The 11,920-nt window shown below is 67.3% G+C and carries 8 protein-coding genes; 7 read left to right on the forward strand and 1 reads right to left on the reverse strand.

All coding sequences use genetic code 11. The features are described 5' to 3' along the window. The first annotated feature begins 8 nt into the window (after nucleotides 1–8). The 4 genes from EAE28_RS12765 to EAE28_RS12780 all read left to right on the forward strand — a co-directional run bounded on the left by EAE28_RS12765 (nucleotide 9) and on the right by EAE28_RS12780 (nucleotide 6,386). Nucleotides 9–887 carry an RNA polymerase factor sigma-32 gene (locus EAE28_RS12765; protein ID WP_127106831.1) on the forward strand — a complete coding sequence of 293 codons (879 nt, stop codon included), beginning with the start codon at nucleotides 9–11 and terminating at the stop codon, nucleotides 885–887. After that, complete coding sequence (locus EAE28_RS12770) at nucleotides 884–1,681, forward strand: ChaN family lipoprotein (protein WP_127106832.1); 798 nt, start codon at nucleotides 884–886, stop codon at nucleotides 1,679–1,681. The genes EAE28_RS12765 and EAE28_RS12770 overlap by 4 nt, the downstream gene beginning before the upstream one ends. Before the next feature lie 258 nt (nucleotides 1,682–1,939). Continuing rightward, nucleotides 1,940–3,118 carry an aminotransferase class I/II-fold pyridoxal phosphate-dependent enzyme gene (locus tag EAE28_RS12775; RefSeq protein WP_127106834.1) on the forward strand — a complete coding sequence of 393 codons (1,179 nt, stop codon included), beginning with the start codon at nucleotides 1,940–1,942 and terminating at the stop codon, nucleotides 3,116–3,118. Nucleotides 3,119–3,125: 7 nt separating this feature from the next. Next, entirely contained in the window at nucleotides 3,126–6,386 is a 3,261-nt protein-coding gene (locus EAE28_RS12780; protein ID WP_127106836.1) for a DNA translocase FtsK, read from the forward strand. 276 nt (nucleotides 6,387–6,662) lie between these two features. Here the strand turns inward: EAE28_RS12780 and pncA are convergent, their stop codons facing one another. Further along, nucleotides 6,663–7,271, reverse strand: coding sequence for a bifunctional nicotinamidase/pyrazinamidase (gene pncA / locus EAE28_RS12785; RefSeq protein ID WP_127106838.1), 609 nt, complete (start codon nucleotides 7,269–7,271; stop codon nucleotides 6,663–6,665). Between the two features lie 148 nt (nucleotides 7,272–7,419). Here pncA and EAE28_RS12790 point away from each other — a divergent pair, with 148 nt between their 5' ends. The 3 genes from EAE28_RS12790 to EAE28_RS12800 all read left to right on the forward strand — a co-directional run bounded on the left by EAE28_RS12790 (nucleotide 7,420) and on the right by EAE28_RS12800 (nucleotide 11,902). After that, a complete protein-coding gene (locus EAE28_RS12790) occupies nucleotides 7,420–8,289 on the forward strand; it encodes a LysR family transcriptional regulator (protein ID WP_127106840.1) in 870 nt (289 codons plus the stop codon). A gap of 13 nt (nucleotides 8,290–8,302) precedes the next feature. After that, nucleotides 8,303–9,232: a DMT family transporter gene (locus tag EAE28_RS12795; RefSeq protein WP_127106842.1), complete on the forward strand. Its 930-nt coding sequence runs from the start codon at nucleotides 8,303–8,305 to the stop codon at nucleotides 9,230–9,232. 156 nt (nucleotides 9,233–9,388) lie between these two features. Next, nucleotides 9,389–11,902 carry an LCCL domain-containing protein gene (locus tag EAE28_RS12800; RefSeq protein ID WP_127106844.1) on the forward strand — a complete coding sequence of 838 codons (2,514 nt, stop codon included), beginning with the start codon at nucleotides 9,389–9,391 and terminating at the stop codon, nucleotides 11,900–11,902. The last annotated feature ends 18 nt before the right edge of the window (nucleotides 11,903–11,920 follow it).

Here is an 11,920-nt window from a genome sequence, read left to right on the forward strand (position 1 = left end):
AGGCGATGATGGCACTCGACAGCACGGGAACCGACCGGATGGCGCGTCAGGCGATGCGCGCTGAACTTCTGGATGCCGAGACCGAAGCGGCGCTCGCGCGCGCCTGGCGCGACGAGCGTGATGAGCGGGCGCTGCACCGGCTGGTGACGGCGTATATGCGCCTCGCGATCTCGATGGCCTCGCGCTATCGCCGCTATGGCGCGCCGATGGGCGATCTGATCCAGGAGGCCGGTCTGGGCCTGATGAAAGCGGCCGAGCGGTTTGACCCGGATCGCGGCGTGCGCTTCTCGACCTATGCGGTGTGGTGGATCAAAGCCTCGGTGCAGGATTTCGTCATGCGCAACTGGTCGATGGTGCGCACCGGCTCGACCACCAGCCAGAAATCGCTGTTCTTCAACCTGCGCCGCGTGCAGGCCGAGCTGGCGCGCGAGGCGCGGCAACTGGGGGAAGACCCGCGCCCCGAAGAGCTGCTGCAACGCGCTGCCGAGCGGATCGGCGTGCCGATGCATGACGTGCTGATGATGGATGGCCGACTGTCGGGCGGTGATTTCTCGCTCAACGCCAAGCCTTCGGGCGATGACGACGGCCAGGAATGGATCGACACGATCGAGGATGACAGCACGCTGCCCGGCGAAAGCGTCGCGCATCGTCATGACACGCTGGTGTTGCGCGACTGGCTGGCCGAGTCGCTGGCCGCGCTGAACCCGCGCGAACGGGCGATCGTGGCGGCGCGCAAGCTGGAAGACGAGCCGCGGACGCTGGAGGCCCTGGGGCAAGAGTTGGGGCTGTCGAAAGAGCGGGTCCGGCAGATCGAAGCGGCGGCGCTGGCCAAGATGAAGCACGATCTTGTCAGCCGCGCACCGGGGGTCTACGCCTTTTTGGCATGAGACATGCCCTATACCTGATTCTTTTAGTCGCCATGCCCGCCGGGGCGCAGCCGATCCCTGAAACCACTCTCGATGCCCTGCCGCCTGCGCAGATTACTGTGCTGGGCGAAGTGCATGACAACCCCCAGCACCACCGCAATCAGGCGCGCGCGATCACCGCGATCCGCCCGGCGGCGGTGGTCTGGGAGATGCTGACGCCCGATCAGGCCGCCCAGATGCCTGCCGACCGCAGCGATTTCGCAACCGTTGATGCCGCTTTGGGCTGGGACGGTTCGGGCTGGCCCGATTTCGCCCTCTATTTCCCCATCGTTCAGGCCGCCGGTGATGCGCGCCACTACGGCGCCGCCGTGCCCCGCCCCCAAGCGCAGCGCGCCTTTGCCGAGGGGGCAGCGGCGGTCTTTGGTCCAGAAGCCGCGCGCTTTGCCCTCGATCAACCGCTCTCTGAGGCCGAGCAGAACCAGCGCGAAGCTGAGCAGTTCGACGCCCATTGCGAAGCGATGCCGCGCGACCTGATGTCCGGCATGGTCGAAGCCCAACGCCTGCGTGATGCGTCGCTTGCGCGCGCCGCCCTACAAGCGCTGGCCGACACCGGCGGCCCCGTCGTCGTGATCGCTGGTACCGGCCACAGCCGCACCGACTGGGGCGCACCCGCCGCCATCGCCTCCGCTGCGCCCGACTTCAGCGTCTTCGCGCTTGGCCAGATGGAAGCCGATCCTGACGCCAACGCCCCTTGGGACGCCTGGATCGTCACCCCACCGACCGAGCGCCCGGACCCCTGCGAGGCGTTCCGCTAACCACATCTCGCGGCTCGCACATCATCTGTCCCTAAATATCCACGGAGGGTGTCCAGAGGGGGGAGCGTGCTCCCCCCTCTGGCGAGGGGGCGCGGGGGGCGAGCAGCCCCCCGCCTCTGCCAGCAGCAAGCGGCGAAAAAGCCACAGGCCCCTGTTGCAACCTCTCGAAATGCCACCGTTTTTCTGGACCTGAGCGCAAACGCGCGTTATCCTCGCTCGAAAGCGGGGCGACACGATCCCGTCGATATGAGGCAGTCCATGGCATTTCCTGAGCGGTTTTCGAACCTGCCAGAGTACGCATTTCCGCGTCTGCGCGCGTTGCTCGATCCCTATGAACCGGGGGGCGAGCCTATTGCGATGACCATCGGCGAGCCGCGTCACGCGATGCCGCCGTTTCTGGCCGAGGTGCTCACCGCCAATATCGCGGGATTCGCGAAGTATCCGTCCAACGACGGCACGCCCGCTTTGCTGGGGGCGATTTCCGCGTGGCTCAAGCGGCGCTACCGCGTCGAGATCGGCACCGACCGGCTGATGGTGCTCAACGGCACGCGGGAGGGGCTGTTCAACGCCGCCCTCGCCCTGTCGCCCGAGCGCAAGAAGGGGGGCCAGCCGGTCATCCTGACGCCCAACCCCTTCTATCAGGTCTATGCCATCGCCGCGCTGACCGCCGGGGCCGAGCCGGTCTATGTGCCCGCCACCGCCGCCACCGGCCATCTGCCCGATTATACCAGCCTGCCGCCCGCGCTGCTGGACCGCGTCACCATCGCCTATCTGTGCTCGCCAGCCAATCCGCAGGGCGCGGTGGCCAGCCGCGACTACTGGGCGGCGCTGCTGGCGCTGGCCGAAAAGCACGATTTCCGCATCTTCGCGGATGAATGTTATTCCGAAATTTACCGCGACACGCCGCCGCCGGGCATTCTGGAGGTCGCGCAGCAGATCGGGGCGGACCCCGAGCGCGTGGTGTCGTTCCATTCGCTGTCGAAGCGCTCGAACCTGCCGGGCCTGCGCTCGGGCTTTGTGGCGGGCGGGCCTGCCTCGATCAAAGCGATCCGCCAGTTGCGCGCCTATGCCGGTGCGCCCCTGCCTGAACCCTTGCAAGCCGTTGCCGCCGCTGCCTGGGCCGATGAGGCGCATGTCGATGTCAGCCGCGCGCTCTATCAGCGCAAATACGCGGTGGCCGATGAGATCTTTGGCGGTCTGAACGCCTATCTGCCGCCCGAGGCAGGCTTTTTCCTGTGGCTGCCGGTCGCCGATGGCGAAGCGGCAACCGTGAAACTCTGGCGCGAAACCGGTCTGCGTGTGCTGCCGGGCGCTTATCTGTCACGAGACGTTGCGGGTGAGAACCCCGGCGCGGGATACATCCGCGTGGCCCTTGTCGGCCCCGAGGACGAAACCCGCCGCGGCCTGAACAGGCTGCGTACCTGCCTTTATGCGTGAGGACCCGATGGCCAGCTATCCCAGCCCCCAACGCGAACCCCTGCTCGACCGCCGCCTGCAAGCGGTGCTGAACCAACGTGGCAAGGAATTGCTCGGCCTGTGCCTGATCGGCCTGGGGCTGATCCTGGCGTTGGTGCTGGGCTCTTATTCTCCCGAGGATCCCTCGTGGATGGCCGCCACCGATGCCCCGGTGCACAATGCGCTGGGCCGTGTCGGCGCGGCGCTGGCCGCGCCTTTGGTGACGATCACCGGCAAGGGGGCCTGGGGTCTGGCGCTGGCGCTGGGGGTCTGGGGCCTGCGTCTGGTGATCCATCAGGGCGAAGAAAACATCATGGGCCGCTCGCTGTTCGTGCCGGTTGCCATTGCGATGGGGTCGGTCTGGCTGGCCTCGCTGGTGGTGGGGCCGGGCTGGTCGCAGAACTTCGGTCTGGGCGGCATGTTCGGCGATACCGTGCTGGCAGCGGTGATGACCACGCTGCCGATGACCACCACGGTGGCCAATATCGTCACGTTGCTGAGCTTTGCAGCGGCGGTTGCGCTGTATCTCTATGTGCTGGGCTCGTCGGTGTCCGAGCTGATCCGCATCGCTCAGTTCCTGCTGTCGGGTCTGATCCTGACCTATGCCGGGCTTTTGTCGGTGCTTGGCCTGTCGGCCCGGGGCGTCGGCGGTCTGGCGGCACGCGGTCACGACCAGTGGCAGTCCCGCCGCGAGACGCGGGCGCAGGCCCGCGCCGCAGCCGAGCACGCGCTGACGCAGTATCAGCCGTGGGAAGAGCCGGCCGCCCCGGTCTGGCACGCGCCCGAACCGCAGCGCGCGCCGCTGCGCGCCCAGCGTCACGCGACGCCGGACCCGCGCGGCTATGGCCATCCGGCCGAACCTCAGGTCAGTGCGCGCCGTGCAGCTCCGCCGTCGGATTGGCAGCCTGACCCCTACGCCGCCTATGACGACGAGCCGGACTATACCCCCGATTACGCGCCCTATGACGACCGGCCTGCCCGTGCCGCGCAGCACGCCGCACCCCGCCGCGCCGAGGCCCCTGCCTATAGCGCCGAGCCGCCGCAAAGCTGGTCGCAGCCGGACCGTCAGGGTGTTCTGGGCCGCGTCGCCAGCCTTGGCCGCCGTCCCGAGGCTCCGCAGCAGCCGCCCGCCCGGCAGACCCGTACGGACTGGGCGATGCCTGAGGGCGAGCTGATCGAGCCGCATTTGTCCGATCCGGCCCAGCAGGCCGAGCGTCCCAGCCCCGAAGGTCTGCGCGCGCGCATCGCCGAGCTGATGACCTCGCGCACCCGGGCCAAGCCGGTGCTGCGCTTCGATCCCGAAGCCTATCCCAGCAAGCGTGCGAAACCCGCTGCTCAGGAACCCGTGCAACAGGCCGAACCGCCCCTGACCGGCGGCCGCCGCGAACCTGTGCTGACCGGTCCGGCCGAACCCGCGCCGATGGGCTATGCATTCAGTCACGCGTTCGGCTACCAGCCCGCGCCAGCGCCTGCGGCCTATCCCGGCGCGTTCGCGCCCGAGACCGCGCGTGCTCCGGTCCGCGCTGCCAGCCCGGCGCCGTCGCAGGATGTTCTGATCGACGATGATCAGGATGACTACGACGATTATGACGACCGCTATGATGCGCCGCCGCCGCGTGCCGGGCTTGACCCTGAAACCCGGCCTGCGCCCAGTGCCAGCATGGCGCGACGCACGCCGGTCCCCTCGCGCCGCGCGCAGGCCGAAGCGCAACCGGTTCTGCCGTTCGAGCCGCCCAGCGACGGGTTCGAACTGCCCCCGCTTGCGCTGCTGCGCGATCCGCGGCTTGAGCAGCGTCAGGTTGTCTCGCAGGACGCGCTGGATCAGAACTCGCGCATGCTGGAAAGCGTGCTGGAAGATTACGGCGTGCGCGGCGATATCGTCGATGCGCGCCCCGGCCCGGTGGTCACACAGTACGAGCTGGAACCGGCACCGGGCCTCAAGGCCAGCCGGGTGATCGGCCTGTCGGATGATATCGCCCGCTCGATGTCGGCGCTGTCCGCGCGGGTGTCGACGGTGCCGGGCCGCTCGGTCATCGGGATCGAGCTGCCCAACGCCCACCGCGAAACCGTGGTGCTGCGCGAGATCCTGTCGACCCGCGATTTCGGCGACAGCACGATGCGGCTGCCGCTGGCGCTGGGCAAGGATATCGCCGGGGATCCGGTGGTGGCCAACCTCGCCAAGATGCCCCACCTGCTGATCGCAGGGACCACGGGCTCGGGTAAATCGGTGGCGATCAACACGATGATCCTGTCGCTGCTCTACAAGCTGACGCCGGCTGAATGCCGCCTGATCATGATCGACCCCAAGATGCTGGAACTCAGCATCTATGACGGCATCCCGCACCTGCTCTCGCCCGTGGTGACCGATCCCAAGAAAGCCGTCGTGGCGCTGAAATGGGTCGTCGGCGAGATGGAAGAACGCTATCGCAAGATGTCCAAGACCGGCGTGCGCAACATCGAGGGCTATAACGGCCGGGTGCGCGAAGCGCTGGCCAAGGGTGAGATGTTCAAGCGCACCGTGCAGACCGGGTTCGACGATGAAACCGGCGATCCGGTGTTCGAGACCGAAGAATTCGCACCCGAAGTGCTGCCGTTCATCGTGGTGATCGTGGACGAGATGGCCGACCTGATGATGGTCGCGGGCAAAGAGATCGAAGCCTGCATCCAGCGTCTGGCGCAGATGGCGCGGGCGAGCGGCATCCACCTGATCATGGCGACGCAGCGCCCGTCCGTGGACGTGATCACCGGCACGATCAAGGCCAACTTCCCCACCCGGATCTCGTTCCAGGTGACGTCGAAGATCGACAGCCGGACGATCCTTGGTGAGCAAGGGGCCGAGCAACTGCTGGGTCAGGGCGATATGCTCTATATGGCGGGCGGATCGAAACTGACCCGCGTGCACGGGCCGTTCGTGTCGGATGCCGAGGTCGAGGAAATCGTCGCGCATCTGAAGAGCTACGGTGAGCCGGACTACGTCAACAGCGTCCTCGACGGCCCGGATTCCGAGCGAGAGGCGGATATCGACGCGGTGCTGGGGCTGGGCGATTCCGGCGGCGAAGACGCGCTCTACGATCAGGCGGTGGCGATCGTCGCGCGGGACCGCAAATGCTCAACCTCGTATATCCAGCGCAAACTGGGCATCGGCTATAACAAGGCCGCGCGTCTGGTCGAGCAGATGGAGGACGAGGGGGTTGTGTCTACCGCCAACCACGTCGGCAAACGCGAGATCCTGGTGCCCGAGGCGCATTGAGCGCGGAGGGTGCGGCGCTCGGGGGCATCGAGCCCCCTCGCGCCGCCCGGGCTGCCGCCCGGACCTGCTTCAAGGGGTGCGCACGCGCCCCCCTTGAAAATCCCCCCGTGGATATTTTCAGACAGAAAATGAAACAGGGTTAACGAACCCTTATCATCTGTCCTTAAATATCCTGGGGGGTGAATTGGCCGTCAGGCCAAGAGGGGGGCAAGGCCCCCCTGCCCGGTCGCCCGAGGGCGCGGCGGCGGCAGCCGTCTCGGATGAGGGCGAAACCCCTCACCCCTGAAGCGAAACCCCAACCGCGCGCATCTGGTCCAGCGCGGTTGCCAGCGAGCCCTCCAGATCAATGCCGCGGCAGGCATCGAGGCGGACGGTCACTGCGTAACCCAGTCGAGCGGCGTCCAGCGCCGAGTAGGCGACGCAAAAATCGGTGGCGAGGCCGGCCAGCGTCAGCGTGGTCACTCCGCGCGACCGCAAATAGCCGTCCAGTCCGGTTGGCGTCACCTTGTCGTTCTCGAAGAAGGCAGAATAGCTGTCGATCGCCGGGCGGAAGCCCTTGCGGATCACCAGATCGGCGCGGTCCGTGTGCAGCCCCGGATGAAACGCCGCTCCCGTGCTGCCCTGCACGCAATGCACCGGCCACAGCACCTGCGGGCCATAGGGCATCCGGGTCATCGAATAGGGTGCGGCCCCCGGATGGCTGGCGGCAAACGAGCTATGGTCCGCCGGGTGCCAGTCCTGCGTCAGCACGCGCACCGTGAATTCGTCCAGCAGGGCGTTGATCGGCGCGACCACCGCCTCCCCGTCGGCCACGGCCAGCGCGCCACCGGGGCAGAAATCGTTTTGCACGTCGATGGCGATCAGGGCGTGGGTATCGGGCTGCATGGCGGTCTCCTGCGGTTTCTGCCGCGATCAAAGGCGTTCTGCGGCGCGGCGTCAAGCCGGCCGCGAGGGGCGATTGCCCCTTGCAGCCCCCTGCGTGATCTCACAAAATACAGCGAGACTGTGGACCAATGCACAGAAAGACCACATCATGAGCATCGAATCCTGGGACGAGATCCGCACGGCCTGGCAGGTTGCGCGCGCAGGCACCGTGAGCGGCGCCGCTGATGCCCTGGGTGTTCACCACGCCACCGTCATCCGCCATATCGATGCGCTGGAAGCCCGGCTCGGCGTCAAGCTGTTTCAGCGCCATGCCCGCGGCTATACCCCGACCGAAGCGGGGAATGCTCTGGCACAGGTCGGGCGGGTAACCGAGGAGCAATTCGCTCAGCTGGGCACCCGCCTGACCGGGGCGGGCACCGGGATCGAGGGCGATCTGGTCATCACCACGCTGCCTGCCCTGATCCCCATGCTGCGCCCGGCCATCAACGAACTGGCCGAGAACTACCCGGATCTGGTGATCCGCATACAGACCGACCGCCGCGTGTTGCGGCTGGAATATGGCGAGGCGCATCTGGCGGTGCGCGCCGGTCAGCGCCCGACGGAACCCGACAACGTGGTGCAGGCGCTGGCGCAATGCCCGGTCGGCCTGTACGCCAGCGCGGCCTATCTGGCCCGGCACGGGACGCCCGCCGATGACGCGGCCCTGGCGGATCATCGTTTCATCGGTGAGGAATACGATGACGACCGTGCGCCCTTCGCGCAATGGCTGTCGAAACTCAGCGTCAAGCCGCATGTAGTTTTCCGTTCGAACGAGGCCGGCGCGCGGCGCGCGGCGATTGTCGACGGGCTGGGGCTGGGTTTTCTGGCGCCGACCGAAGCCGGGTCGGATCTGGTGCAGGTCATGCCCTCGCGTCCCGAATGGGAGTTCACCGTCTGGATGGTGACCCATGTCGATCTGCACCGGACGCCCAAGGTTCAGGCGGCGGTTCGGGTGATCAAGGACGCGTTTCGCCAATGACCGGCTTCGCCCCATGACCGGCTTTGCGGCATCACGCGGGCGGGCGCAGGCACTGCGGGGCCATGCCGCGATGCTGGGGTTTTCGGCGGCGGTGTCGGGCTCGTTCAGTCTTGGCGCGATGGTGGCCAATGACATCTCACCCGTCGCGCTGACGGCGGTGCGCTTCTTGCTGGCTTCGCTGGTGCTGGCGCTGCTGGTGAGCGTCGTGCCGGGTGGCGGGCGGGACGGGCAGCGGGGCTTTACCCGTGACGATTGGCGCGCGCCGTGGCGCTATGCGCTGATGGCGGCGCTCTATACCGGATATTTCGTGCTGATGTTCGAGGGGCTGAAGACCGCGCAGCCGGTCTCGGCCGGGGCGGTGTTCACGCTGACACCGCTGATGACGGCTGCCGTCGCCTGGCCCTTTCTGGGCCAGCGCCTGCGCCCGGTGGTCGGCACGGCGCTGGGTGTCGGGGCTGTCGGGGCGCTGTGGGTGATCTTTCGCGGCGACACGGCGGCGTTGCTGGGCTTCGAGGTCGGGCAGGGCGAGGCGATCTATTTCCTCGGCTGTATCCTGCACGCGGTCTATGCGCCGATGCTGCGCCGCCTCAATCGCGGCGAAAGCGCGCTGGTCACCGCGTCGATGATCACGGGGGCCGGGTTTTTCGTGTTGCTTGCCTATGGCTGGCGCGATCTGCTGGCGACCGATTGGGCCACTTTGCCCGCGCTGGTCTGGGTGACGCTGGCCTATCTGGTGGTCTTTGCGACGGCGTTCTCCGCCACCGCGCTTCAGTTCGCCGCCCAGCGGCTGCCGGTGTCCAAGGTCATGGCCTATACCTATGCGACACCCTGCTGGATTATCCTGTGGGAGCTGGCTTTGGGCCACGGCGGACCCGGTCTGTTGGTGCTGCCCGGTGTGGCGTTGATCGTTGTCGCGCTGCTGATCTTGCTCCGCGCCGACTGACCCGCGACCCAAGTGGCTGACTGGCCCCCGGCCTGCCTTCACGCGCAAATTCCTTGATTTCAAGCGCGACTCGTCGCAGCATTCCTGTGTTTAAAGCCTATTACTTTTTTCCGGCGACGACGTTTGGCCGGGCTATGTACACTGAGGGAGGACGCCATGCTCCGATTTTTCGAGCGGCGAGTCACCGGCTTCGGGCTGCTTGCCTGTCTGGGCGCGCTTCTGGTGGTCCTTGGGCTTGCGGCCCCGGTGAGCGCGCAGAACTGTCCCAATCCGAACGCCAGCGGTCAGGCGCTGAGCTATACCGGCCAGCAGTTGTGGGTGCCACAAAGCCACCCGGTTACCGCCGGTGGCAACGTCGATCTGCGCCGGTGCAACCGGGTGCAGGGCAGCGGTTACGTCGCGCGCCGTCCCGACTTTACCCTGAACCTGACGCGGAATCAGCCGGGCTATGATCTGGAGTTCCGCGTCGAAGGAACCTGTGACACCGTCCTGCTGGTGCGCAGTCCCAGCGGCGGATGGTCGTTCAACGACGACTCCAACGGCGTTAACCCCCGTATCCGTCAGAGCAATGCCGAGGTCGGGGCCTATGACATCTGGGTCGGTACCTATGGCTCAAGCCTGTGTCAGGCCACGCTGATCACCGAGACCTTTGGCGGAACCGGCGGCGTCGCGCCGCCGCTGTCACCGCCGCTTGTTCCGCCGCAGACCGTCGCCTGCCCCAATCCCAACGCCAATGGTCAGCGGCTGACCTACACGGCGCGGCAACTGTGGACGCCGCAGCGCCATGGCGTGACGGCGGGGGGAACTGTGACGCTGGGCACCTGCCCGAACGTGCCGGGTCATGGCCGCGTTGCGCAGCGACCGGATTTCACGCTGGACCTGACGCAGAACAACCCGAACTACGATCTGGAATTCCGGGTCGAGGGGACTTGCGACACGGTGTTGCTGGTGCGCGGGCCGGATGGGCAGTGGACGTATAACGACGACAACGGCGGGGTCGACCCGCGCCTTCGGCTGGGGCGCGCGGCGGTGGGTGAATACGACATCTGGGTTGGCACGTTCGGCTCAAGCCTGTGTCAGGCGACGCTGATCGCCGAGACTTTCGGCGGCAACAGCGGCGTCGTGCCGCCGGTCTCGCCGCCGCAGGTACCGCGCTGTCCCGATCCCAACGCCAATGGCCAGTTGCTGACCTATACAGGCCAGCAACTGTGGACGCCGCAGCGCCATGGTGTGACCGCAGGCGGCGCTGTGACGCTGGGCGCGTGCCCGAACGTGCCGGGGCATGGGCATGTCGCGCAACGGCCCGACTTCACGCTGAACTTCGCGCGCAACGATCCGCGCTATGATCTGGAGTTCCGGGTCGAGGCGAATTGCGATCCGGTGCTGCTGGTGCGCGGACCCTCGGGGCAGTGGTCGTTCAACGATGACAGCGAGGGGCTGAACTCGCGGTTGCGGCTGCCTGCTGCGCCGACGGGGTCGTATGATGTCTGGGTTGGCACTTTCGGGACCAACACCTGCCCGGCGACGCTGATTGTTGAGACTTTCGGCGGCCAGCCGCAGCAACCGCCTCAGCCACCGCAACCTGCGCTCTGTCCCGACCCGGGGCAGAACGGCCAGATGCTGACCTATAACGCGCAGGGTCTTGGGGTTCCGCAAAGCCACGGGGTCGTGGCGGGCGGTTCGCTGGATCTGGGGGCCTGTGGCTCGGTGCCCGGGCATGGGCACATCATCCAGCGGCCCGATTTCACGCTGAACTTCACGGATAACCCGCAGAACCATGATCTCGAGTTCCGCGTGGATGGCACCTGCGATCCGGTGTTGCTGGTTCACGGGCCCTATGGACAGTGGCTGTTCAACGACGACGACGCCGGGCTGAACTCGCGCCTGCGGGTCGAGCGCGCGGTGCCGGGGGCCTATGACATCTGGGTCGGTACCTTCGGGTCGAGCACCTGTCAGGCGACGCTGGCGATGGAGACGTTTGCACCGCCCGTGCCAGTGCCGCCGGTGCCTGTGACGCCGCCGCTTCCGCAGGGCGTGTTGGCCGATCCCGGCAACATGACCGCCTACCGGGGGCAGGACGGCCAGACCTTCAGCTTCCGGGTCACTGGGTCGGCCAGTGGCGCGATCTGGGGCACCGGGGTTTATACCGATGACAGCCCGCTGGCCCGCGCTGCCGTCCATGCCGGGCTGTTGCAGGTCGGGCAGACCGGCGTGGTCACGGTCACTGTGGTGCCGGGCCAGACTTCGTACAACGGAACCAGCAGCAACGGGGTCGAGAGCCGCGCGTACGGGCGCTGGAACGGCAGTTACCGGCTTGCGATGCCGGTGGCCCCGCCGCCGGTCGACGTGTTGCCCGATCCGGGCAATATGACCCGCTACCGGGGCCAGAACGGGCAGGTGTTGCGCTTCGAAGTGACGGGCGCAACCTCGGGCTCGGTCTGGGGCAGCGACGTCTATACCGACGACAGCACGATCGCCCGCGCGGCGGTGCATGCGGGCGTTCTGCGGGTCGGTGAGACGGGCGTGGTCGCCGTCACGGTTCTGCCGGGGCGGGACGGCTATGCCGCCAGCCGTCGCAACGGCATCGACAGTACCGCCTATGGGCGCTGGCAGGGCAGTTACAGTTTTCTGATCGAGCCGGGCGCGCCCTCGCCCGGGGGCAGCAAGTAACCGGGCGGACGCCGGAGG

This window comes from Pararhodobacter zhoushanensis (assembly GCF_003990445.1).
GTDB classification, from domain to species: domain Bacteria; phylum Pseudomonadota; class Alphaproteobacteria; order Rhodobacterales; family Rhodobacteraceae; genus Pararhodobacter; species Pararhodobacter zhoushanensis.

Excerpts from the sequence above, each read along its gene's own strand:
- EAE28_RS12765 (WP_127106831.1), top strand. The coding sequence starts at position 9 with ATGGCACTCGACAGCACGGGAACCGACCGGATGGCGCGTCAGGCGATG.
- EAE28_RS12770 (WP_127106832.1), top strand. The coding sequence starts at position 884 with ATGAGACATGCCCTATACCTGATTCTTTTAGTCGCCATGCCCGCCGGG.
- EAE28_RS12775 (WP_127106834.1), top strand. The coding sequence starts at position 1,940 with ATGGCATTTCCTGAGCGGTTTTCGAACCTGCCAGAGTACGCATTTCCG.
- EAE28_RS12780 (WP_127106836.1), top strand. The coding sequence starts at position 3,126 with ATGGCCAGCTATCCCAGCCCCCAACGCGAACCCCTGCTCGACCGCCGC.
- pncA (WP_127106838.1), bottom strand. The coding sequence starts at position 7,271 with ATGCAGCCCGATACCCACGCCCTGATCGCCATCGACGTGCAAAACGAT.
- EAE28_RS12790 (WP_127106840.1), top strand. The coding sequence starts at position 7,420 with ATGAGCATCGAATCCTGGGACGAGATCCGCACGGCCTGGCAGGTTGCG.
- EAE28_RS12795 (WP_127106842.1), top strand. The coding sequence starts at position 8,303 with ATGACCGGCTTTGCGGCATCACGCGGGCGGGCGCAGGCACTGCGGGGC.
- EAE28_RS12800 (WP_127106844.1), top strand. The coding sequence starts at position 9,389 with ATGCTCCGATTTTTCGAGCGGCGAGTCACCGGCTTCGGGCTGCTTGCC.